The sequence below is a fragment of the Elusimicrobium sp. An273 genome (assembly GCF_002159705.1).
Taxonomy (GTDB): domain Bacteria; phylum Elusimicrobiota; class Elusimicrobia; order Elusimicrobiales; family Elusimicrobiaceae; genus Avelusimicrobium; species Avelusimicrobium gallicola.
Map to the genome: position 1 here is coordinate 519,247 of NZ_NFJD01000001.1, position 23,778 is coordinate 543,024.

At 53.5% G+C, this 23,778-nt stretch carries 24 protein-coding genes; 21 read left to right on the forward strand and 3 right to left on the reverse strand.

The genetic code is table 11. The annotated features are described in order from the left end of the window. Positions 1–140: 140 nt before the first annotated feature. The 14 genes from B5F75_RS02450 (at position 141) to B5F75_RS02515 (ending at position 12,375) form a co-directional block, all read left to right on the forward strand. Positions 141–1,604 carry an alpha-amylase family glycosyl hydrolase gene (locus B5F75_RS02450; protein WP_087287394.1) on the forward strand — a complete coding sequence of 488 codons (1,464 nt, stop codon included), beginning with the start codon at positions 141–143 and terminating at the stop codon, positions 1,602–1,604. A 199-nt stretch (positions 1,605–1,803) separates the two neighbouring features. Continuing rightward, positions 1,804–2,061, forward strand: a complete 258-nt coding sequence (locus B5F75_RS02455) for an AtpZ/AtpI family protein (protein ID WP_087287398.1) — start codon at positions 1,804–1,806, stop codon at positions 2,059–2,061. Then, positions 2,048–2,809, forward strand: coding sequence for a F0F1 ATP synthase subunit A (gene atpB, locus B5F75_RS02460; RefSeq protein ID WP_087287401.1), 762 nt, complete (start codon positions 2,048–2,050; stop codon positions 2,807–2,809). The genes B5F75_RS02455 and atpB overlap by 14 nt, the downstream gene beginning before the upstream one ends. A 47-nt stretch (positions 2,810–2,856) precedes the next feature. Beyond that, positions 2,857–3,087, forward strand: a complete 231-nt coding sequence (gene atpE, locus B5F75_RS02465; protein ID WP_087287405.1) for an ATP synthase F0 subunit C — start codon at positions 2,857–2,859, stop codon at positions 3,085–3,087. Between the two features lie 20 nt (positions 3,088–3,107). Continuing rightward, positions 3,108–3,602 (forward strand): F0F1 ATP synthase subunit B, encoded by a 495-nt coding sequence (gene atpF, locus B5F75_RS02470; protein WP_087287408.1) that lies wholly within the window; start codon positions 3,108–3,110, stop codon positions 3,600–3,602. 2 nt (positions 3,603–3,604) lie between these two features. Next, positions 3,605–4,132, forward strand: coding sequence for an ATP synthase F1 subunit delta (gene atpH, locus B5F75_RS02475; protein WP_087287411.1), 528 nt, complete (start codon positions 3,605–3,607; stop codon positions 4,130–4,132). A 12-nt stretch (positions 4,133–4,144) separates the two neighbouring features. Next, a complete protein-coding gene (gene atpA, locus B5F75_RS02480) occupies positions 4,145–5,680 on the forward strand; it encodes a F0F1 ATP synthase subunit alpha (protein WP_087287413.1) in 1,536 nt (511 codons plus the stop codon). Beyond that, the gene (rfaD, locus tag B5F75_RS02485) at positions 5,681–6,619 is read left to right on the forward strand and encodes an ADP-glyceromanno-heptose 6-epimerase (RefSeq protein ID WP_087287415.1); all 939 of its coding nucleotides are present in this window, start codon (positions 5,681–5,683) and stop codon (positions 6,617–6,619) included. A 9-nt stretch (positions 6,620–6,628) separates the two neighbouring features. Next, positions 6,629–7,531, forward strand: a complete 903-nt coding sequence (atpG, locus tag B5F75_RS02490) for an ATP synthase F1 subunit gamma (RefSeq protein ID WP_087287418.1) — start codon at positions 6,629–6,631, stop codon at positions 7,529–7,531. 20 nt (positions 7,532–7,551) lie between these two features. After that, entirely contained in the window at positions 7,552–8,970 is a 1,419-nt protein-coding gene (atpD, locus tag B5F75_RS02495; RefSeq protein WP_087287421.1) for a F0F1 ATP synthase subunit beta, read from the forward strand. 3 nt (positions 8,971–8,973) lie between these two features. Further along, complete coding sequence (gene atpC, locus B5F75_RS02500) at positions 8,974–9,384, forward strand: ATP synthase F1 subunit epsilon (RefSeq protein ID WP_087287424.1); 411 nt, start codon at positions 8,974–8,976, stop codon at positions 9,382–9,384. Between the two features lie 66 nt (positions 9,385–9,450). After that, positions 9,451–10,293: a carbohydrate kinase family protein gene (locus B5F75_RS02505; RefSeq protein WP_087287427.1), complete on the forward strand. Its 843-nt coding sequence runs from the start codon at positions 9,451–9,453 to the stop codon at positions 10,291–10,293. Between the two features lie 56 nt (positions 10,294–10,349). After that, positions 10,350–11,159, forward strand: a complete 810-nt coding sequence (locus tag B5F75_RS02510) for a prohibitin family protein (RefSeq protein ID WP_087287430.1) — start codon at positions 10,350–10,352, stop codon at positions 11,157–11,159. An 82-nt stretch (positions 11,160–11,241) separates the two neighbouring features. Further along, entirely contained in the window at positions 11,242–12,375 is a 1,134-nt protein-coding gene (locus B5F75_RS02515) for a tetratricopeptide repeat protein (RefSeq protein WP_087287433.1), read from the forward strand. 34 nt (positions 12,376–12,409) lie between these two features. Here B5F75_RS02515 and B5F75_RS02520 read toward each other — a convergent pair whose 3' ends face one another. The 3 genes from B5F75_RS02520 to B5F75_RS02530 all read right to left on the reverse strand — a co-directional run bounded on the left by B5F75_RS02520 (position 12,410) and on the right by B5F75_RS02530 (position 16,297). After that, complete coding sequence (locus B5F75_RS02520) at positions 12,410–13,651, reverse strand: S1 family peptidase (RefSeq protein ID WP_087287436.1); 1,242 nt, start codon at positions 13,649–13,651, stop codon at positions 12,410–12,412. Between the two features lies 1 nt (position 13,652). After that, on the reverse strand, positions 13,653–14,864 hold the full coding sequence (locus tag B5F75_RS02525; protein WP_087287439.1) for a S1 family serine peptidase: 1,212 nt from the start codon (positions 14,862–14,864) through the stop codon (positions 13,653–13,655). Between the two features lie 185 nt (positions 14,865–15,049). Continuing rightward, a complete protein-coding gene (locus B5F75_RS02530; protein WP_087287442.1) occupies positions 15,050–16,297 on the reverse strand; it encodes a serine hydroxymethyltransferase in 1,248 nt (415 codons plus the stop codon). A 151-nt stretch (positions 16,298–16,448) separates the two neighbouring features. Here B5F75_RS02530 and B5F75_RS02535 point away from each other — a divergent pair, with 151 nt between their 5' ends. From B5F75_RS02535 to B5F75_RS02565, 7 genes are read left to right on the forward strand one after another with little or no spacing between them, the layout of a single operon-like run. After that, a complete protein-coding gene (locus tag B5F75_RS02535; protein ID WP_087287445.1) occupies positions 16,449–17,525 on the forward strand; it encodes a 1,9-bis(guanidino)-5-aza-nonane synthase in 1,077 nt (358 codons plus the stop codon). 6 nt (positions 17,526–17,531) lie between these two features. Then, the gene (locus tag B5F75_RS02540) at positions 17,532–18,386 is read left to right on the forward strand and encodes a hypothetical protein (RefSeq protein WP_087287449.1); all 855 of its coding nucleotides are present in this window, start codon (positions 17,532–17,534) and stop codon (positions 18,384–18,386) included. A 10-nt stretch (positions 18,387–18,396) separates the two neighbouring features. After that, entirely contained in the window at positions 18,397–18,837 is a 441-nt protein-coding gene (locus tag B5F75_RS02545) for a DoxX family protein (RefSeq protein WP_087287452.1), read from the forward strand. A gap of 3 nt (positions 18,838–18,840) precedes the next feature. Continuing rightward, the gene (gene dnaX / locus B5F75_RS02550; RefSeq protein WP_087287456.1) at positions 18,841–20,772 is read left to right on the forward strand and encodes a DNA polymerase III subunit gamma/tau; all 1,932 of its coding nucleotides are present in this window, start codon (positions 18,841–18,843) and stop codon (positions 20,770–20,772) included. A gap of 2 nt (positions 20,773–20,774) precedes the next feature. Beyond that, complete coding sequence (gene recR, locus B5F75_RS02555) at positions 20,775–21,368, forward strand: recombination mediator RecR (RefSeq protein WP_087287459.1); 594 nt, start codon at positions 20,775–20,777, stop codon at positions 21,366–21,368. After that, entirely contained in the window at positions 21,368–23,230 is a 1,863-nt protein-coding gene (locus B5F75_RS02560; protein ID WP_087287462.1) for a ComEC/Rec2 family competence protein, read from the forward strand. The genes recR and B5F75_RS02560 overlap by 1 nt, the downstream gene beginning before the upstream one ends. A gap of 31 nt (positions 23,231–23,261) precedes the next feature. Then, entirely contained in the window at positions 23,262–23,750 is a 489-nt protein-coding gene (locus B5F75_RS02565) for a nucleoside deaminase (protein ID WP_087287465.1), read from the forward strand. Positions 23,751–23,778 lie beyond the last annotated feature (28 nt).

Sequence of the window (23,778 nt, forward strand, 5' to 3'; positions counted from 1 at the left end):
TATCCGCCCTCGGTTTCGGGGGCGGATTTTTGTTGCAAAAACAGGCCCCTTCCGGACGGATTTTGTCAGCTTACCGAGCGGTAAAAAAAGGTTTACAACCGCCCCAGAAAGTGCTATAAAAATAAGAGGGGAATTTTGTTATGAGAACCAATCCGCACATTTTAGAAATTAATACGCGCTCCTGGCTCAAACGCCTGGAAGCGCGCTATGGGCATCCCCTTACTTTGGACCAAGTGCCGGATGAGTATTGGCAGCGGGCCAAAGATTTAGGGTTTGACGCGATTTGGTTTATGGGGGTATGGAAATTGAGCCCGGCCGCCGAGCAGATTGCACGCTCCAACCCGGACATACAGGCCCAAATCCGCGCCATTAAACCGGATTTTAAGCCGGAAGACATCACGGCCTCGCCGTATGCCGTGTACGAATACACCGTAGATGAAGCGTTGGGGGGCGACGCGGCGTTGGCCGCCCTGCGCGGCAAATTAAACGCGCTGGGAATTAATTTACTGTTGGATTTCGTGGGCAACCATACCGCCATCGACAGCCCGACGGTAACGTCCGACCCGGATTTGTACATCAACACCGGCACGCAGGAACCGCATGCGCACAAGGATTGGTTTTTCAAAAACGCAAACGGCGTTTATATTGCGCATGGGAGAGACCCGTATTTCGCCCCGTGGACGGATACGGCGCAGCTTAACTATTTCAACCCCAAAACCCGCGAATTTATGCTTAAAAATCTGTTGCACGTGGCGGATTTGTGCGACGGGGTACGCTGCGATATGGCGATGCTCTCGCTCAACAAAGTCCAGCGCGACACGTGGTGGGAATTTATTGGCGGCAATTTGCCCAAAGAAGAATTTTGGCACCAGGCGCTGACGGCCGTGCACGACAAACACCCCGAATTTATTTTTATTGCCGAAGTGTATTGGGGATTGGAGTGGGATATTCAGGAACTGGGTTTTGATTATACCTACGATAAAGTACTGTATGACCGGCTCCGCTTTTCCAATGCCGAGAACATCAAAGGCCACCTGGGCGCCGAGCATTTGTTCCAAATGCGCTCCATCCGCTTTACGGCCAACCACGACGAAGAAGAAAGCTTAAAAGCGTTCGGGAAAGAAAAATCCCTCGCCGCCAGCACCATTATTGCCACGCTTCCCGGCGCGCGGATGTTCCATTTATTCCAACTGTTGGGCCGCCCGGAACGGATGCCCATTCAGTACATTAAAGACGATTTCCAAGCCAATATGGAAGTGGCCCAATACTACGAAAAATTGCTGCATATCGCTTCCGACCCGGCGTTTCACGGCGGGCAATGGACGCTGCGGGACGTGGCTTCCATAGCGATGGGTGATGATTCCAACCGCAACATCCTGGCTTGGCAGTGGAAACAGCGCAACACCGGCAAGCTGATTGTGATTAACTACAGCAGTGCACCGGCCAACGGGCGGTTGTCTTTAAAAGGCGTGTACGGCCCGGACAGCCAGATTACGGAAGAGCTGACCGGCGAAAAAATCACCGTTACGCCGCAAACGCTTTCGCAAGGGTATGAGCTGCATTTAAAACCCTATGAAAGCAAAATTTTTACGTACGCCGTATAACAACAAAAACCCCGCTTCCCGGCGGGGTTTTTTATGCGCTTGCCGTTTCTTTTCTTTAGCAGGAAAACTCCCCGCAACTTCTTTAGATTTACTACAATAAAAGAAAGCGGTATTTTGGTTTCGCCAAGATAGCTTTTTTGGTGAAAGTTTTTTATAATATAGATATACTTACCGCTCGGTAAACAAACCGGGGGAAACCATGGCGCTGGGGCCATTTACCAAGCAAGACCATTTGGAAATTACGACGTTGGGAATGGAATTTGCCGTGTCCGAGATATTAGGTGCGGGCGCGGGGTATTGGCTGGATCAGCGGTGGGACACTTCGCCGTGGATGTTGCTGGCGGGGGCGGGCGCCGGGTTTGCGCTGGGGATGTATCAAGTTATCCGCGGCGCAGGCAAAATGTCCCGCAGTAAAACAAATTTGAAAAAGGTAGAAAAAGAAGATGGACGTCGCTGAGATTATTGCACACCATATTTTGGATCACGATTGGGGGGTTACGCTGGACGGGTTCCGCCTGCCGATCACCACACATTCCGTTACCTTGTTGGCGATAAGCGTGGTATTGTTGTTGGGGCTCTCGTGGATTGCCCGCTTGGGGCCCAGCCGCGCAGGGCGCCTGCTGAAGACCTTGATGGAAGAATACGTTTCGTTTATACGGGACGGCATTGTCCTGCCTAATATGGGCAAAGAAGGAAAAAGCTTCCTGCCGTATTTTTGCACCCTGTTTTTGTTTGTGCTGTGCAGCGCTTTGGCGGGGCTGATTCCCAATATGAAAACCGCCACGGCCAACATTTCCGTTACCGCCGCGCTGGCGTTGTGCTCGGGCGGACTAATCTTATATTGCGGGCTTAAATTCCACGGCCCGATCGGGTTTTTAAAAGGGTTTATTCCGTCCGGCACGCCGGGCTGGCTGGTGCCGCTTATTTTCCCGCTGGAAGTAGTCAGTATGATCATCAAAGTATGCGTACTGGCGATTCGTCTTTTTGCCAATATGCTTTCGGGGCATATGGTGCTGATTTGCTTGCTGCTGATTATTTTTGTAGTCGGACAGATGCACATTGCCGCAGGGGCGGGCGCGCTGCTGCCGGCAATGGGGTTGGAACTTTTTATGACGTGTCTGGAACTGCTGGTGGCGTTTTTGCAGGCGTATGTATTTACGCTGTTAACCAGCATTTTTGCCGGATCGGTCATTCATACGCATTGATTTAAAAAATCTAGCAACAGGGCTTTGGCCCAAAAGGAGAAAAACATATGGAACTCGTAGCACTGAAATATATTGCCGCTGGCCTGGGCGCCGGTTTAGTTGTGATCGGAGCGGGGCTGGGGTTAGGAAAAATCGGTAACGCTGCGTTGGAAGGGATTGCCCGCCAGCCGGAAGCCGGTGCCGATTTGCGCTCTACGATGATTGTAATCGCCGCGTTGTTGGAAGGCGCCGCCATGTTGGGGCTGGTAATCTGCCTGTTGACGCTGGTGCTCAAATAATCCGTTAGGACGAAGAACGTATGGAAGATTTGTTAAAGCCGGACTACGGCGTGCTGGTACTGACCGTCTGCAACTTTTTACTGTTGGTGTATTTGCTCAAGAAATTTGCGTGGAACCTCATTATTGGCGGGTTGGAAAAACGCGAACAGCAAATAGCCGACGATAAAAAGCAGGCGCAGGACGCCCGCGCCGCCGCGGAAACGCTCAAGCAGGAGTTGGATGCGAAATTGGCCCAGATTTCCGAAGAAGCCTCCAAACGGATGGCGGAAGCGGTAAAAATCGGAGAAAAGCAGAAAGAGCAAATTCTTTCCGCCGCCAAAGAACAGTCCGACCGGCTGCTGGCGCAGGCCAAAGCGCAAATTGAAGCGGAAAAGAACAAAGCGCTCGCGGACGTGCGGGGTGAAATTGCCCGTACGGCGGTGCTGGCTGCCTCCAAGGTGGTGCAGCAGCAGATGAGCGAACAGTCCGCCAAGAGCGTGGTAGACCGCGTGTTGGAAGAAATAAAAGCGAAGTAACTATGAACAGTTCAGACAGACTTGCGGTGCAGCGTTATGCCGCCGCCTATAACGATTTAAGCGCTACGAACGAACAAGCCCAGCGGCGCGCACAGGATTTGCGCGCCGCGCAAGAGGCGCTTTCGTCCGTGCGGGAGGTAATGACCAGCCCCCGCGTCACCGCCCGGCAAAAAAAGCAGGCGGTGCGTGCCGCGCTTTCCCAGGCGCCGGAGACGGCGTCGTTTGTGGAACTGTTGATTGACGCAAAACGTTACCCGCTTTTAGATGCCGTTACCCGCCGCGTGGGGGAATTGTTGGACGAGCGGATGGGTATTTTGCGTGCGGAAGTGGTGTCGGCCCGCGCGCTGAGCCCCGAACAGAAAAAACAAACGCAAGAGGCCCTCTCGGCGCGTTACGGTGCGAAGGTGGAGGCGTCTTTTTCGGTTGACCCGACGCTGTTGGGCGGTCTGAAAATGACTTGCCGGGGGGAACTGATAGACGGCAGCTTGCAGGGGCGGCTTATGAAACTGCAAGAAGAGTTGACACATTAATACGGTAGAAATATGGCAATTAGACCCGAAGAAATAACCAATATCATCAAAGAAAAAATTGAACATTTTGACACTTCTGCCGACGTAAACGAAGTGGGCACCGTCATCCAAGTGGGCGACGGAATCGCCCGCGTGCATGGGTTGAACAACGTCAAGGCGTCGGAGCTGGTGGATTTTGGCAACGGCGTGCAAGGCATGGCGTTAAACCTGGAATATGATAACGTCGGCTGTGTGTTGATGGGGCCCGACCATTTGGTGCATGAAGGCGGCCTGGTCAAACGCACGGGAGAAGTCATCAGCATTCCGGTGGGCGCGGACATGATTGGCCGCGTGGTAGACCCGCTGGGCCACGCGCTGGACGGCAAAGGCGCCATCAAGGCCGACAAAAAAATGCCGCTGGACATTGTAGCCCCCGGCATTATTGACCGCCAACCCGTCAAACAGCCGCTGCAAACCGGCATTAAAGCCATTGACGCCATGGTGCCGATCGGAAAAGGCCAGCGCGAGCTGATCATCGGCGACCGCCAAACCGGCAAAACCGCCATCGCGGTGGACGCCATTATCAACCAAAAGAACATCCCGGCGTCGGAGCGCTGCATCTGCATTTACGTGGCCGTCGGCCAAAAACAGAGCACGGTGGCCCAAGTGGTCAAAACGCTCACGGATTTCGGCGCGATGGATTACACCGTTGTCGTCTCGGCGACGGCGTCCGATCCGGCTTCCCTTTTGTATATCGCCCCGTACGCGGGCTGCGCCATCGGCGAATACTTTATGTGGCAGGGCAAAGACGTGCTGATTGTGTACGACGATCTGTCCAAACACGCGCAGGCGTACCGCCAGATGTCCTTGCTGCTGCGCCGTCCGCCAGGCCGCGAAGCTTACCCCGGCGACGTATTTTACTTGCATTCCAGACTGTTGGAACGCGCGTGCAAACTGTCCAACGAAAACGGCGGCGGTTCGCTGACGGCGCTGCCGATTATTGAAACGCAGGCCAACGACGTGTCCGCCTACATTCCGACCAACGTCATTTCCATTACGGACGGACAGATTTATCTGGAAAGCAGCTTGTTCTTAAGCGGCATCAAACCGGCTATTAACGTCGGGTTGTCCGTATCGCGCGTGGGCGGTTCGGCCCAGCGCAAAACCATGCGCAAAGTGGCCGGCACGCTGCGTATTGATTTGTCGCAGTATCAGGAATTGGCGGGCTTTGCCCAGTTCGGTTCCGAACTGGATAAAGAATCCCAGCGCCAAATTGCCCGCGGCAAACGCATGACGGAATTGTTGAAACAAAACCAATACGCCCCGCTGAAAGTGGGCGAAGAAGTGTTGGTGTTGTATGCGGGCGTACACGGATACTTGGATTCCATTGAAGTAAGCGACGTATTGGAATACGAAAAACAGCTGCTTGCTTTTGCCCGCGCCCAGCGCCCCGACGTGCTGGATACGCTCAACGCCGCCAACGAACTGACCAAAGAAGTGGAAGAAAAAGTGGTCAGCACGCTGGACGAATTTAAAACGGTTTTTAAACCCGCTTCACAGGAGAAATAAATGGACGCGAAAACGAAAAAGAAATACTTGGTTACCGGCGGCGCCGGATTTATCGGCAGCAATATCGCCAAAACCTTGGAAGCCCAAGGCCATGAAGTAACGGTCATGGACGATTTTTCCAAGAACGGACATTTCAAAAACCTGATCGGGTTCAAAGGCGACGTCATCACCGCGGATTTGTTTGAATACATGCCCACGGATATGTATTTTGACGCCATTTTCCACGAAGCCGCCATTACCGATACGACGGTGATGGATCAGAAAGCCATGATGGAACAAAACGTGGAAGCCTTTAAAAACCTGCTGAACTTTGCCGCGGAAAACGAAATTAAAAAAGTAATTTACGCTTCTTCCGCCGCCACATACGGCAACGGCCCCGTGCCCAATGTGGAAACGCAGCCCACGCACCCGGAAAACGTATACGGTTTTTCCAAAGTGATTATGGATAACGTGGCCCGCCAGTTTGCCGAAGACAATAACGATATGACCATCATCGGCCTGCGCTATTTCAACGTCTACGGCCCCGGGGAATACTATAAAGGCAAAATGGCCAGCATGGTATACCAGCTTTACAACCAGATGAAAGCCGGCAAACGCCCGCGCGTATTCAAATACGGCGAACAACAGCGCGATTTTGTGTACGTAAAAGATATTGTCAAAATCAATCTCTGCGCGCTCAACAACGGCAAAGAAACCTGCGTCTACAACGCCGCCACCGGCATTCCGCGCGACTATAACGCCATCATTGCGTGCCTGAACAAAGAGCTCGGCACCAACCTGGAACCGGAATACATTGACAACCCGTATCCGTTCTTCCAGCTTAAAACGCAGGCGGATATGACGCTGGCCAAGGAAAAACTCGGCTACGAGCCGGACTACTCGCTGGAAGCGGGTATCGCCGACTATGTGTCTATCCTGGAAGGGCGCAACAGCAAATAAGGAATTGTCATGGAATCACTTAGGGACATACGGCAAAATATAAAAGCCATCAAATCCACGCAGCAGATTATGCAGACGATGAAGATGATCTCCAGCGCCCGCATCCGCCGCGCCCAGGAAGCGATGGAAGCCGCCCGCCCGTTCGCCAAGAAGATGTTGGAAATGGTGGACGATTTGAAACAAGACATTTTAGCGATGCCGCAGCCCGACGAAGGCGAAAGCTGGGAAGGGCGATTTTTCGTAAACAAAACGGGAGATCCCCGCAAAATCGGGTTGCTGGTCATCACCGGGGACAAGGGGCTGGCCGGCTCTTTTAACGCGGTGATTTTACGCAGCGTCTTGCAGTTTTTAAAAGCAAACAAAGACAAAGAAATTTTTGTTTTTGCGGTGGGTAAAAAAGGACGTGATTTCCTCGCCCGGTTAAAAATGCCCCAGCTGCATTTGGCCTATGAAAGCGTGGGGATTTTCCCCAAGGTGTCGTATGCGCATGCCGAGCTGTTGGGAGAAGCGGTTTTAAAGACGTTTTTTGAACAGAAATTAGGCAGCGTTACGCTGATTTATAACGACTTTAAATCCCTGGCCAGCCAGAACTTGGTGGAACAGAAAATCCTGCCGTTTGATTTTGAAGCGATTACAAAAGATCGGGAAGAAAGCGACTTTCTGTTTGAGCCTGGCATGCTGGAAATTTTCAAACTGTTGGTGCCGCGGCTGTTCAAAGCCAACATGTACCGCTTTTTGCTGGAATCCCAAGCGGCCAACTTGGCGGCCACGATGAACGCCATGGACGCCGCCAGCAAAAACGCAGGCGAACTGGTTACCGCGCTGGGCGTGAAGCTCAACAAAGTGCGCCAGGCGGGCATTACCAACGAAATTTTGGATATTGTCAACGGAGCGGAAGCTCTTAACAGTTAATTTAACATACAGGAAACGATATGAAGACCGGAAAAGTAATTCAAATCATTGGCGCCGCGGTGGACGTGCAGTTTGAGCAAGACCACCTGCCCGCCATTGAAAACGCCATTGAAATTGAAATGGACGGCGGCAAAAAAATCGTAGCCGAAGTGGCCCAGCAAATGGGCGACGGCATTGTACGCTGCGTTTCGCTGGAAAGCACCGACGGCTTACAGCGCGGCGCCAAAGCCGTAGATACCGAAGGGCCTCTTTCCGTGCCCGTAGGCGAAGGATGCTTGGGCCGCCTGATGAACGTGCTGGGCAAGCCGCAGGATCACAAAGGCGACATTAAAGGCGCCATGCAGATGCCCATTCACCGCGATCCGCCCTCTTTGGAAGACCAAAACCCCACCCCGGAAATTTTTGAAACCGGTATTAAGGTCATTGACCTGATCGCCCCGTATATGAAAGGGGGAAAAGTAGGGCTGTTTGGCGGTGCGGGGGTAGGCAAAACCGTACTGATTATGGAGCTGATTAACAACGTGGCGCGCGAACACCACGGGAGCTCCGTCTTCGGCGGCGTGGGGGAAAGAAGCCGCGAAGGAAACGATTTGATGTTGGAAATGAGCGAGTCCAAATTGGCGGACGGCAGCTCGGTGTTGGACAAAACCGTGCTGGTATACGGACAGATGAACGAACCGCCAGGGGCGCGCGCGAAAGTGGCGCTGACGGCTTTGACGCAGGCGGAATACTTCCGCGACGTCAAAGGGCAGGACGTGCTGCTGTTTTTGGACAACATCTTCCGCTTTGTGTTGGCCAACTCCGAAGTGTCCGCCCTGCTGGGGCGTATGCCTTCGGCCGTAGGGTATCAGCCCACGCTTAACACCGAAATCGGCAACCTGCAGGAACGCATCACGTCCACCAAGAAAGGGGCCATTACCTCTATTCAGGCCGTATACGTCCCCGCGGACGACTTGACCGACCCCGGGGTGGCGGCCACCTTTACGCACTTGGATTCCACGTCCGTGCTCTCGCGCCAGATTGCCAGCTTGGGCATTTACCCGGCGGTGGATCCGCTGGATTCCACCTCGCGCATTTTGGATCCGCGCATTATCGGCGAAGAACACTACAACGTGGCCCAGCGGGTGCGCCAGGTCTTGCAGAAATATAAGGACTTGCAGGATATCATCGCCATTTTGGGGATGGACGAACTGTCCGACGAAGACAAAAAAACTGTGGCCCGCGCCAGAAGAATTCAAAAATTCCTCTCGCAGCCCTTCTCCGTGGCGGAACAGTTTACCGGACATCCGGGCAAATACGTCAAATTGGCCGACACCATTAAAGCCTTTAAAGGCATTGTGGACGGCGAGTACGACCATATTCCGGAATCCTGCTTCTATATGTGCGGCGGCATAGACGACGTGCTGGCCAATTACGAAAAAGTAAAAGACAAAGAGTAAGCTATGTCCAAAAAACTGACCCTGAACCTGATTACGCCGGAAAAACAACTCATCTCCAACCGGGAAGCCGATATGGTGGTCTTGCCCGCTTTGCTGGGGGAGATGGGCATTTTGCCCGGGCACATCAAAACCATTGTGCAGCTGGGTATGGGTTCACTGCGTTATAAAAACGACGGCAAGGAAGAAGAATTCGCCGTACTGGGCGGCTTTGCCGAGGTGTTGCATAACGTGGTTAACGTGTTTGCGGAAGGGGCGGATTTGGCCGACGAAATTGATGAAGAAGTGGAAAAACAGAAAATCAAAGCCGTCAAAGAATCGCTCTCCCGCAAAGATGCCGATATTGATTTTGAACTGGCTGAAATTGAAATCAAGCAGGCGATTGCGCGTATGAAAGTGAAAAAGAGACATATGTAATTTTGTGTCTTGCCAAAGCCTCGCGCCGACGGGGCTTTTTTTAACGGGATGCAACAAGGAGAAAAAATGACATCCAAACCGATTGTGGTGGGACTGGGAGAAGTGCTGTGGGATATGCTGGCGGAAGGCAAGCGGCCCGGCGGGGCGCCGGCCAATGTGGCGTATCATGCGGCGCACCACGGCGCGGAAGGATGGTTAATAAGCGCCGTCGGGCAGGACGCGTTGGGCGACGACTTACAGCAACAATTACACGCAGGCGGCGTGCAGCTGGAGGTGGCCCGCGTTCCGTTTCCAACGGGCCGCGTAGAGGTAACGCTGCAGCAGGGCATTCCGTCGTACCGCATTGTAGAAAATACCGCCTGGGATCATATCCCGCTTACGCAGGCGGCTTCGCGCCTGTTGGCGCGGGCGGACGGCGTGTGTTTCGGTTCACTGGCGTTTCGCACAGCGGAGTCGCGGCGCAATTTGTCGGCCCTGCTTGCCGGTATGCCGGCTGAAACGTTAAAAGTATTGGATATTAATTTGCGCCAGCCATATTATTCCAAAGAGCTGCTGGAAACCCTGTTGGGCCTGTGCAACGCGCTTAAAATAAACGATGACGAGTTAAAAGTTTTAGCGGATTATTTTAATTGGCCGACAGAGAGCGTGTGTGCGGAACTGATGCGGCGCTATGGCCTTCGGTTTCTTATTTTAACGGCCGGGGCCCAGTACAGCAACGTATATGCCCATGGCACCCTTTCCCATTTGCCTACACCCGCCGTGCAAGTAGTGGATACGGTGGGAGCCGGTGATTCCTTTACGGCGGCGTTTGTGTGCGCGTGGCTGCGGGGCGAAAGCCTGGAGCGGGCGCATCAGCAGGCGGTGCAAACGGCCGCCCGCGCATGCGGGCATGCGGGCGCTTGGGATTAAACAAAACGCTTTGCATAGATAAAAAGCAGTTAAACACAAAATCATAAGGAGAACAAATGAGAAATATAACCCCTATTTCCGTAAGTTGGAAAAAACTGGCTGTACCGATAGTGGCCTTGGTGTTGCTGATCGGTGTGTTCAATTCCTTTTTTACGGTTTCGGCCGGCAGTGTGGCGGTGAAACTGCGCTTTGGAAAAATTGTAGGCGCGTACGGAGAAGGCCTGCACGCCAAAGTGCCTTTTGTGGATAAAGTGGAAAAATTTTCCGTCCGCATCAAAAAAGATTCGTTCCAAACGGAAGCGTTTTCAAAAGATTTGCAGACGGTAGGCTTAACTTTGGCCATCAACCACCGCATTTTGCCGGATACGATTGAATCCATTTACCGCAACTTGGGGCCGCAGTATACGGCTACGGTCTTAAAACCCATGGTGGAAGAATGGACAAAAGCCGTTATCGCCAAATACTCGGCGGACAGTTTGATTTCCAACCGGGTAGAAGTGGCGCGGGAATTGGATCAGATTTTAAAAGAAAAAATGAAAGAAAAAGAAGTTATCGTGTCCGACATTGCCATTACCAATTTTGAATTTTCTCCCCAGTTTTTAAAAGCGGTGGAAGAAAAACAAATTGCCGAACAAGAAGCCAAGCGGGCCACGAACCTGGTGGAAAAAGTGAAAAAAGAAGCCGAGCAGAAAATCCTGCAGGCGGAAGCGGAAGCCAAATCCCTGCGCTTGCAGCGGGAAGTGGTGTCGGACGAGCTGATCAAACTGCGCCAGGTGGAAGCGCAATTAAAAGCCATTGAAAAATGGGACGGGCATATGCCCACGTATATGGCCGGAGACCAAATGCCGTTTGTCATGACGAAATAAAAAATGTAAAAACAGTTTGGTAAAGGTATAATAAAAGGAAGGTTTCGGCCTTCCTTTTATTTTGTCTGCACGTGGGGGACGTATGAAAACATTTTTAAAAATCGTGTTGTTGCTGGCGGTGTTGGCGGGGGTGTATGTTTTTGTGTTTTATAAAACGCCGCAGCAGCGGGAATTTGAGCAAACCTTGTCGGCGGCGCAGGCGGGGGATATGCAGGCGGCGTTCAAGGTGGCGGGTTTATATGCGGCCGGCCAAGGCGTCAAAACGCCCGACGGCGCGCAAGCGGCCGAATGGTACCGCAAGGCGGCGGCGGACGGAAACGTGGAAGCGGCTTGGAAGCTGGCCCAACTATATATTGAGGGGAAAGTCCTGCCGAAAAATTTGGAAGAAGCGGCCGTTTATTTGCAGTTGGCCGCGCGCGAAGGCAACGCACAGGCGCAAACCGAACTGGGGCGTTTTTATGAACAGGGATTAGGCGGTTTGCCGTCCAGCCGCGGGGAAGCGTTGAATTGGTATTTGCAGGCCGGACAGCAGGGAGATGCGCAAGCCCAAGAACGCGCACAGGACGTGCAGCTGGAAGACCCGCAGCTCTATGAAGAAGTAACCCGTTTTCAAGCGTTGCTGGCCAGCGCCAAAACGGGCGATTCGCAGGCGCAGCTGGAAGTGGGGCAAATGCTGCGTGAAGGGTATGTGATTGCCCAAAACAACGAAGAAGCGGCCCGCTGGTTTACGCAGGCGTGGCAGGAAGGGGAGAAACTGCCGCAGGCCGCGTATGAACTGTCGCGGCTTTATCAAAACGGGGAAGGCGTGGAAAAAAATGAAGCCAAAGCCATGGAGCTCTTGGGCGCGGCCGCGCAAGCCAAAAACCCCGATGCACAATACCAAATGGGCACCTTGGCGTATGGTGCCAATCCGCCCAAATACGAAGATGCTTTCGCGTGGTTTTCCAATGCGGCGGCCGGCGGGCAGGCGCAGGGCCAATATATGACGGGCTTTATGCTGATGCAGGGGCAGGGAACGCCCAAATCGGTAGAGCTGGCCATTCAATTCTTCCGCAAAGCGGCCGAACAAAACCATACCGCCGCACAATACGTGCTGGGGCAAATTTATTGGAAAGGGCTGGGCGTGCCGGCCAATAAAAAAGAGGGGGAACAATGGCTCCGCCGCGCAGCAGACAGCGGCAACGAAGCGGCAAAAGCATTGTTAACATCTAACTAATAAAAAAACCGGCTTTTATTCAGCCGGGTTTTTCTTACATATATTCCAAGAACGAGGAGCCGGTTCGCAAATTTACGGAAATTAGTTTTTGGCTGGTGGCTTTGGTCTGGCCGGTTTGGATGGTGCCGCCTTTTACAATCGCAATTTCCAAAACGCCGGAATGCGGCAGTTCGATTAAATTTTCCAAGTGGTTATAATCCACGCGGGATTCTTCCCGCCAAGGAGTCACGGTGCGGAGCGTGATGCCTAATTTTTTGACGCTGACGGAATAAATGTATTCGTCTATATTAATTTTGCCAATGGTGCGGCCGTTTAGCACCAAATCGCGTTCTTTGATGCCGTTGTGGTGGGCGGCCTCCAATAAATCTTTTAAGAAAGAAATCGGCACGGCATAACTTTCTTGCTTGGAGCGGGAACTGCCGCAGTGAATGCCTACCAACTCATTTTGTTCGTTAATTAACGGCCCGCCGCAGGCGCCGGCCCGCTCGTGATTGCCAAACTCAAACGAAGTTACAATTCGGCCGGGGGTGGACTGCAGCACTTTGCGGTTGGGCACTACGTGGAAGTCCCCTTCAAAAAATCCATAGGAGCGCAGTACTTCGTTGGGTTTGGGTTCGCGTTTAGCCAGCGTGAACGGAAGTACCAAATCGGAAACGTCTTCATTGATTTTAAAAATGGCGATATCGGCCATGCCGGTATTTCCTTTGGCCACCACCGTAACGGGAATATCGTACGATAATCCCACGTCCAAGCTAAGGCGCAGGTGGATGTCCGGGCCGACATAGTCCACCATATGTGCGGCGGTAACACCCCAGAGATATTTTTTGCCTTGGTATTCTTCTTCAATAAAAAAAGCGGTCCCTTCCAAGGGAATGAAATCTTGCAGGAACGGATTTCGCAAAGTTCCTACGCGCTGCCGCAGCTGTGTGTCAAACGCCGCCATTTTACGGCGGGTTTGCTCTTGTTGTTTGGCGAGGGCGATGACTAAGGCAAAATTCACTTGTTTTTGCAGCTGCCGGGCCGTTTCTTGGGTGGTCAGCGGCAGCGGAGGCAGCGGCAGTGCCGGCAGGTTTTGGTGCGGGGCTGTTGTTTTGGCCAAGGCCGCCGCGGCGGCGGGGCTGGCGGGCAGGAGCGCTTTTGCGGCCGTTTGGGGCGCCTTTTGCGCGGCCACTTTGCCCAGTGATTTAAAAACCGGCTTTAGCGTTTTTTGTCCATAGGCAAAAGGCGTATGAGCCAACGAAAATACAAGTACCCAAAGCAGGATGTTTTTTTGCATTTTATTTTCGCTCCGTGTGTGTTACTTTGCCGGAAGCCGTGTCCAACGCATAGACAAAAATTCTTTTTCTGGAAGAAGAACGGTCTCCTTGTTGGATGGTCACGTAGATACGGTCAAGGGGCTGTATCTCCAAGAAGGCTTCCAAATGACTGTAGTTCATAAAAGGGTAGGCCGGAATCGTTTTAATCAGGTTGCCGTTGCGCATTTGTTGGATAGAAACGATATTTTCATCCGGGTGCAGCCAGGCAATGGTTTTGCCCAGCACTTTAACGGGCACGGTGCTTTCAATGGGCAGGCCGGACTTTTCCTGCCGCACCAGGCGCAGCACCCAAGAAATCGGAACAATTTGGGTAAACGAATGAATGGGGGTTGGAAAAGAGTTGGATACCAAACTAAACCACGCCGCGGTTTGGGCCAATTCTTGGGGCATAATGCCTACAAATACGCCCATGACTTTTCCGTTTTTTAAGACGGGTGAGCCGCAATATCCGCTTCGCACGGGGAAATTTTCGTACCGGGCTAAAATGCGGTGATTACTGGCAAACAACACATCCACCCGGGGGAACCAGCCGAAGTTTCCGTGCGAAAAGCCTGCCGACTGTACTTGTTCTTCCGGGGTGGGGAGCACATAGTCGGGCTGAAGCGGGGTGATGTAATCCAACGCTTGCGGCGGAATGCGAAAAACGGCAATATCCGCGCCATGCACGTTTCCTTCCCGCACGGAAAAGACTTGGAAAAACAATTCCTGCCCGGCGGGCGTTTTAAGCGACATATACGGCGACCGGCCGATGTCGTCTAACACATGGCGGGCGGTAACGCCCCACACCTGGCCGTCAATTTTCACGGCAAAAGCGGAGCCTTTCCCGTGGGTTTTAGGGTCGTATTGCAGGGTAAACACGGCGCGTTTGATTTTTTGCGGCGCCGGCAGCAGCGGGCGGGGCACGTCTACAGAAACTTTGGGCATAAACAACGGCGTCGCCGCGGACAACACCTGCTGGGTGGACACTTGTGCAAAAGCCATATTGTCCAACGCCTGCCAGTTTATTTTGGGGAACGTTTGCTTCAGCGAAGGAGAGCGGTTAAAGAAAAGGTTTTTGGGGCCCCATAGTTGTTTTAAAAATTTCGTCAGATCTTTTTGCGCAAAAACGGGCGTTGTCCCGCCGCACAGCAGGGCAACGATTCCGAAAAATGCAAGGGTCTTTTTGATATTCATCCTTTCCTTCCCTGGGCCGGGGCGGAGCCCCGCGCCAAATCCCGATACTATAATGTACTGCTTTTGTATTCTAAAAAAAAGGGTCTAAAGTCCCAAAAAAGAACGTTTTTAGTCCCATAAAAAAGTAGGACTAAATAAAAAACCCGGAACGAACCGTCCGTTCCGGGGGAAAAGAGAACACGCCCCTATTGCAACTGCGGATAGAGCGGGAATTTTTCCAAGAATTTTTTGACTTGCCCGGCAATTTGCGCCAAGTACGCTTCGTCCTGTGCGTGCGAAATGGCGTCGTCAATAAACGCCGCCACTTGCGCCATATCGGCCTCTTTCATGCCGCGCGTGGTTACGGCCGGCGTTCCCAGGCGAAGGCCGCTGGTTACAAACGGTTTTTCGGGGTCAAACGGGATGGTGTTCTTGTTGGCGGTAATGCCGGCTTTGTCCAGGGCGGCTTCGGCGGCTTTGCCGGTGAGGCCTTTGGAGCGCAAATCAATGCACATCACGTGGCTGTCTGTTCCGCCCGCCACCAAGCGGTAGCCGCGGACCAGCAGGGCCTGGGCCAAAGCCGCGGCGTTTTGTTTGACTTGGTGCTGATACGCTTTAAATTCGGGCTTTAACGCTTCCCCAAAGCAAACGGCCTTGCCTGCAATCACGTGCATCAGCGGCCCTCCTTGCGTGCCGGGGAAAACGGCCGAGTTGATGGCTTTGGCCAGTTTTTCTTTGCACAAAATCAGCCCGCCGCGCGGCCCGCGCAGTGTTTTGTGCGTGGTGGTGGTTACGACGTCTGCATACGGGAAAGGGTTTGGATATTCGCCCGCAGCAATAAGCCCCGCGTAATGGGCCACGTCGCACGCCAGATAGGCCCCGCAGGAATCGGCGATTTCGCGCAGGCGTTTCCAGTCAAACACGCGCGAATAGTTGGACGCTCCCGCCATAATCAGCTTGGGTTTGTGTTCCAACGCCAGATTGGCGGCTTCGTCGTAATCAATTTCTTCGGTGTCGGGGCGCACGTTCATGGCCACAATGCGGTAAAGTTTGCCGGAAAAATTCATCGGGTGTCCGTGGGTCAGGTGCCCGCCGTGGGAAAGGTTGAGGCCCAGCACGGTGTCGCCGGGTTGCAGGAGGGCAAAGTAGACCGCCATATTGGCCTGCGCGCCCGAATGCGGCTGCACGTTGGCGTGCTCGGCGCCGAAAAGCTGTTTGGCGCGGTCAATGGCGAGCTGTTCCACTTCGTCTACAAATTCGCATCCGCCGTAGTAGCGTTTGCCGGGGTATCCTTCGGCGTATTTATTGGTCAGCACCGAGCCTTGCGCCTGCATGACGGCCAGCGAAGTAAAATTTTCCGAAGCAATCAGCTCCAATTTTTCGCGCTGGCGGCCGAGTTCTTTGGCTACCGCTGAAAAAACGGCGGGGTCAGTTTTTTGTAAATCCGGATACATGGGGGGTACGCTCCTTGGGCGGCAGCCAAGGGCAGAAAATTTCTGCCGTGTTTTTGCCGCAAAATTTTATATATTTTCTATAGAAAATACGGTGTATATTTAATATAATTTACTAAATAGAAGTAAATAAATCCAGCAGAGGTGTAAAGAAATGGCAAAACTTACCAAAAAAGACTTTCTCAAAGACACCATCAAACACATTGACCTCAAAAAATACAATGTGGTTCCTATGGTGGAAGCCTTTGGGAGCATGGCCTACGCTTCCCGCGAAGTGGCCAGAGCGAGCAAAATCTACAATATGATGCTGTCTGACAAAAAATGCTCCGTCATTTTGTGCATCGCGGGATCGCTCGTATCCGCCGGGCTTAAAAAAGTAGTGGTGGACATGATTCAAAACAACATGGTTGACGCGATTGTTTCCAACGGCGCCAATATCGTAGACCAGGACTTCTTTGAAGCGTTGGGTTACAAACACTATATCGGCACCCCCTATAACGCCGACGACAACTTGCTGCGCGACCTGCACATTGACCGTATCTACGACACCTATATTGACGAAGACCAACTCAAAGAATGCGACGAAACCGTCCATAAAATTTGCAATTCCCTGGAGCCCCGCCCCTACTCTTCCCGCGAATTTATTTGGGAAATGGGCAAATGGCTGGAGAAAAAAGGCAAAGGAAAAGACTCTATCGTCTACAACGCTTACAAATACGGCGTGCCCGTGTTTGTGCCGGCCTTCTCGGACTGCTCGGCCGGTTTCGGCTTTGTAGCCCATCAAACCGAACACCCCGAAGCCCATGTGTCTATCGACAGCGCCAAAGACTTCTTGGAACTGACCAAAATCAAAATCAAAGCCAAAGAAACCGGATTGATGATGTTCTCGGGCGGCGTACCGAAAAACTTTGCCCAAGACACCGTGGTGGCGGCCGAAATTTTAGGGGCGGATGCTCCCATGCACAAATACGCCGTGCAAATTACGGTGGCCGACGTGCGCGACGGTGCCTTGTCCGGCTCCACCCTCAAGGAAGCTTCTTCCTGGGGTAAAGTTTCCACCGCGCTGGAACAGATGGTGTACGGCGAATGCACGACCTTGATTCCGCTCATCATCGGCTACGGCTACCACAAAGGCGCGTGGAAAAAACGCAAAGCGGCCAACTACGTCAAGTTCCTCCAGGACGAAGACGCCAAAGTGGCGGCTTTGAAAGCCAAAAAAGCCAAAAAATAAATTGCGATGCGACTGAAAACCGCGTTTATCAGTTTGATCCTGCTGATCTGCCCGTGTGCGTTATGCTACGGGCAGCTCAGTTTTTCGGGGGTCAACGGGGAACGCGGCTACGCCGCTTTGCGGGCCCGGTACCGGCTGGATTTGGATAACGGTTTTGTGTTTACGCCCATGTACGGGTATTACCGGATGACGGATAAAGAAATAGACGAGGCTGGCTCCACCTCGCGCTACGGGCTGGAAGTATCGTATGAACTAAACGACGCCTGGCGGGCACTGGCCGAAGGGTTTTGGCAGCCGCAGGCCGTTGGATATCAGGCGGTGGGGTATGCGGCGGGGCTTGGCTGGAAGCCGTTTTACCGCTGGTGGATTTTTAAAAACCCGACGCTTACCGGTTACGCCGAGCAGACCCGCTACCGCACCTACGTGGACAAGCAGGGCAACGATTTGCCGTCCGGCGCGTTTGGCGAAGTGGAAACCGGCGCGCATGTAGAAGCGTCCGCCGACGCGGGAAACTGGAATGTGCAAGCCGCTTGGCATAAAGTGATAGAATATAGTAGCAACCCGCCGCATAACCTTACTTTTAGCTGGGCCAATATCCCTTTTATGACGGCGGTGGTGCAAGGATTTGTAAAAGAAGCCGCCGCGGTGCGGCTGAGCTACCGCACGGAATTGATTACGCCGTATGCTTCGTTGGCGCGGTACCGCTACAACGAACTGAGCGACACGGCGGCAGCCGTCAGTGCGGGGCTGCATGTACATTTGGGGGAGATGTCTTTATCGGGCGGGGTGGAAGTGTTTGAGCCGCGCCGGGAAGATAACCGGAAAACGTATTTTTCCATGTCCGCCGAAGTGGAATTCTGACGGAGGGTGTATGCGCCAAATTGATTTGCATTGCAATATAGACGAAGACGTCTTTTCGCTTACGATTTTTCTAACCCGGTTGCTGACGGGGCTGGTGCTGTTGTACGTTACCATCGGCAGCCTGCTTTTTTACCGGGAATTTTTATATAACGCCACCGCTATTGGCCTGCCGCTTCCGGTGCCGGTTGGGCTGACGGTGCTGGTGGCGGAACTGTTTTTGGCGCTGTTTCTGATTTTGGGCTGGTTTACGCGCCCGGCGGCGTGGCTGTCCGTGTTGTGCACGGCCGTGATGGGGGTTATCTTTTTTGCATCGGATTTCAATAAATTGTATGTAGCGCTGCTGGTGCTGCTGCTGACGGCGTTGCTGCCGGCGGCGTTATTGGGCCCTGGAAAAATCAGTTTAGATTACAAACACGCGGTGCGCCGCGCGCAAAAATCACGCAGAGGTTAAGTTATGGAAATGTTAGAAGAGCAAAACCAATATGTCAGTTTGGCAAATAAATACCGCCCCCAAAAATTTGAAGATATGGTGGGGCAGGAAAGCATTTCCAAAACCTTGCAAAACGCATTAAAGCTGGGGCGCATTGCGCATGCGTATTTGTTCTATGGCCCGCGCGGCTGCGGTAAAACCACCACGGCGCGCATTTTGGCCAAAGCGCTTAACTGCACCGGGCACGGCAACAACAAGCCCACGCCCGAGCCCTGCGGGCAATGCCCGCAGTGTTTGGAAATTGCCCAAAGTGCGGATATGGACGTGCTGGAGCTGGACGCCGCGAGCAACACCCAAGTGGAAAAAGTGCGCGAGGCTATCATTGATACGGTGGCGCTGGCTTCGTCGCGCGACCGGTTTAAAGTATTTATTTTGGACGAAGTACACATGCTTTCCACCAGCTCTTTTAACGCGCTTTTAAAAACCATTGAAGAACCGCCCGCCCATGTGGTGTTTATTTTGGCCACGACGGAAAAACACAAAGTGCCCGCCACCATTGTCAGCCGCTGCCAAACATTTCGTTTCCGCCCGCTGACGGTGGAAGAAATCAGCACGCATTTGCTGGATTTGGCCGGGGCGGAAAATATAGACCTCACGCCGGGGGCGGCCAAAATCATCGCCAAAAACGCCGGCGGCGCCATGCGCGACGCGCTGACGCTTTTAGACCGCGCCATCGCCTACAGCGGCGAGCGGATTGACGAAAAAGCCGTGGGCGAAATGCTGGGCCTTACCCCCGATGAGTTAATTAAGCAGGCGGTGGACGCGCTGGTGCAAAAAAACGGCCCGCAGTTGCACCGGGTGTTTGAAACGCTTAAAGAAGAAGGCTTTGACGCCAATGCTTTTTTGAAAGATTTAAAAAATACGCTGGGCGATTTGTTTTACTTTTCCTTGGGCCAAGGCGAAGAACCGTTTGCGGGGGCGAAGGAAACCGTCAAAAACGTATCTTCCGGATTTTTGGCGCAGCTGTCGCGCAAGATTAACAAAATTATTGAAGAAGTAAAATTTTCGGACAATGCCCTCGTCAGCGCCGAAGTAGGCATGTTTACGGTGATGGACAGCTGCTTGGACATTGAATCCTTTATCCGCCGCTTGGAAGCCTTGGAGCGCGGCGAACCCGCCTCTTCCGGCCCGGCTTCGCCGGCGCGTCCTCCGCTCTCCCACGCGCCCGCGCAGGCAACGCCTGCCGCGCGCACGGCTAAACCGTCCGTTCAAAAGGCGGTGCCGGTGTCGCCAAAACCGGCTGTTGCCGCCAAACCGGCGGTAAACACGCAGGAAGATATCCTGGCAGATGACGAAGAAGAGGAAGACGCTTCGCTTTCGCCGGCGGCGGCCGCTTCGTTGCAAAAAACGCTTTCCAACCGCCAGATTTGGGATAAAATGCTTCAGCAGTTTGCCAAAAGCCCGTTTGTGTATGACGTGATGACCAACTGCTCCGTTACGTTTAGCGATGCCCAATGGACGCTTCATTTTGCTCCCGGAAAAGAGTTTTATCAAATCCCGGCGCAAAACAAACTGCCGGAATTGGAACAAGCCGCCCAGAAAATAAGCGGCCGCGTGATTCGCATCCAGTTAGGCACGCCGGAACAACCCTCCGCGGCGCAAACCGCCCCGCGGACGGAAAGCGTCAAAAAACCTTCCGCGCAAGCCGCCAAACAACCCGCCAAAGCCGCGCCTTGTCAGGAGCCGGCCCCCGTGCGGGGAACGGCGCCCCATGCGGCAGAAACCGCTTCGCAGAAGCAATCTGCCCCTGCGGGGAGTTCCCGTGCGGTTATTTCGGAAGAAGAACCTTTTGTAAAAGGCAATTTTGAAGCCGATGCCGCGGCCGGGGCTGCGGCGGATACGCCGGAAGAAGTGAAAGACATTTTGGAAATTTTCCCCGGTGAGTTGATGGCGTAAGTATGAAAAGTTTAGACCGTTTCATCCGTGCTTTGCGAAGACTGCCCGGCGTAGGCCCGCGGCAGGCGGAACGTTTTGCCGCCTATTTTTTGCGGGCGTCGCAAGGCGAAACGGAAGAGTTTATCCATGCGCTGGCGGCCATCAAGCAGGACGTTAAATTGTGTCCCCAGTGCTTTAGCTACAGCGAAGACGGCCTGTGCGAAATCTGCCGCGACCCCGACCGCGACCGGGGGCTTATCTGCGTGGTGGAAGACCCGCAGGACATTGAATCGCTGGAAAAAACGGGCGCGTATAAAGGGCTGTACCACGTGCTGCACGGCGCCATTTCACCCATGGACGGGCGCGGGGCGGAACAGGTGAAAGTGCGCGAACTGTTGGAACGCGTCCAGCATGCGCAGCCGCCGGTGCGGGAAGTGATTATCGCCACCGATCCGGACAGCGAGGGCGAAACGACGGCCCTGTATCTGGCCGATTTGCTGCGCGGGCTGGTGGGGCAGGTAACGCGCATCGGCTATGGCGTGCCGCTGGGCGGCGATATTGATTATATGGATGAAATGACGCTGGGCTATTCCCTAAAAGGACGCACCAAAATCTAATGCATCCCGATCTGTACAAAAGGCCGCTTTTGTGGTGTTTGGCGGCGCTTATTTGTTTGCTTCTGTGTTTTTATCGTCCCGCTCCTGCCAAGCGGGATGTTTTTCATGCCTTGCCGCAAAAACAAGTTACGCTTACCGGAAGGGTGGCGCATTTCCCCGTTCATAAAAAGAAATCCACCAATGCCGTTGTGAAGGTCTTGTCCGTAAACGGACAGCTGGCAGACGGCTATGTGTATGCGCGGTTTGCAGGGTTTGAACCGCAGTGGCAAGATACCCTGCTCCTACAGGGCCGCCTGCAAAAGCCGTACGGCATTCACCTGTTGGGGAATTTTGACTGGCGGCACTATCTGGCCCAACAGCATATTTTTACGGAAAGCAAAGTCTCGCAGGCGCAGGTGGTGCGCCCGGCGGGGGTGTTCTTCCGCGGGCTGAGGGCGCTGCGGGAAGATATTTTGCACACGTTTGAGCGGTCATTTGCGCCGGAGCTGGCGGCCATTGCAGGGGGCGTGCTGTTGGGCGAGCGCGGGGAAATATCCCCACGGCTCTATGCCGATTTTCAAGACAGCGGCGCCGTGCATCTGTTGGTGGCTTCCGGCGGCAATGTAGGGTTTGTTACGTTAATTACCGTAGGGCTCTGCGCGTTAGTGGGGCTAGGCAGGAAGAAAACCATTATCTGCGCGCTGGCGGTGGCCGGGCTCTACACCTTGGCGGCCGGGGCCGACGCCCCGTTGGTGCGGGCCTATTTTATGGCGGTCTGTGCGTGTGTGGGGTATTTGCTGGGGCGCAACAGCGGGGTGTTTCAGGGGCTGTTGGTGTCTTGTTTTATTATTTTGTGTCTGGAGCCCGCAAGCGTGTTTGAAACGGGGTTTCAAATGTCGTTTCTGGCGACGCTGGCCATTATCGTGTGTTTGAGCAATTACCGGCTTCCCGCCGCGTGGCCGGGGTGGGTGCGCTTTTTTGCGCAAATCTTTTTGGCGACGCTTTCCACCCAGCTGGTGCTGCTGCCGATTTTTACCAATGTGTTTTATAAAGTTTCCGTGACGGGCCTGCTTTCTAATATGCTTTTGGTGCCGTGGGCGTCCACCTTAATGGGCATTACCTTTGGCTACTATGTGTTCACGCTGCTGCATATGGGGTTTTTACTGCAGGGGCCTGCCGCGTGGGGGCTGGAAGGATTTAAAATGTTGGTGGAATTTTTTGCGTCTTTTAAGCTGTCTTCCGTTCCGGCCGCGGCGTGGAGCCCGGGCGCCATAGCGGCGTATTATGCGGGGCTGTTTTGGCTGTTTCATCTGCCGCAAAAACAGTTCGCCCGCAAACTCTTCTGGCCGTGCCTGATCGTTGCGGGGATGGCGCTGGGGGTGCAGGCGTGTTTCTTTTCCGGCGGGCGCGTGTATTTGCTAAACGAGTGGAACAAAAACGCCGCGATCGTAAAGCTCTCCAACGGCAAAGTGTTGTTGTTTGAGGCGGGCATTGCACCCGAAAAACTGACATCGGCCCTTTATAAAATAGGAGTGCAAAAAGCGGACGCCGTACTGACTTTTTCGCATGCGCCCGTGCCCAAGGAGCTGGAGACCCTTTCCAAAACGGGCACCGTCATCCGGCCTTTCACACCCGGCGTCTGGCCGGGGGACACCCTGCCCGCGGCCGGCGTGCCGGTACGGGTTACGTGGGGGGAACATCAAACCCGGCAAGGGAAAATGTGGATTAATGCCGGCTACAGCGGCACCCGCTTGGATGACGTTTCCTATTGCTTTGCAAGCCGGGAGCAAGACATTTGCCTGGGGGCCGGGGCGCGGTTTGTGCGCATTGGGGAGAACGTGCATGCCAACCAAAGGAATCAAACCGTAAAGCTTCAAATTTAGCTATAATAAAAAGGCACCTTTGGAGGATTGTATGGAACAAGCGGAACTGAAAGAACATGCCAAATTTTTAAAAGAAGCCGTTAAAATGGCCGAAAAGGGAATGCTCTCCGGCAAGGGCGGCCCGTTTGGCGCGGTGATTGTGAAAGACGGCAAAATTATTGCCCGCGGCTGCAATCAGGTAACCTCGTCCAACGATCCCACCCGTCATGCGGAAGTGGACGCTATTCGCAAAGCATGTAAAAAATTGGGAACGTTTGAATTGAAAGACTGCGTAATTTATTCTTCCTGCGAGCCGTGCCCGATGTGCTTGGGCGCCATTTATTGGGCCCGCCCCAAAGCGCTGTTTTTTGCGGCCGACCGGTTTACCGCCGCCAAATACGGCTTTGACGATGAATTTATTTATAAAGAAGTGCCGCTGCCGGTGGAAAAACGCTCGCTTAAAACGTTTTGCATTGATTTGGAAAACAAAAACGAGCCGTTTGAAAAGTGGAACGAAAAAACAGATAAAATCACGTATTAACCAAAGCCCCGTTTAGACGGGGCTTTTT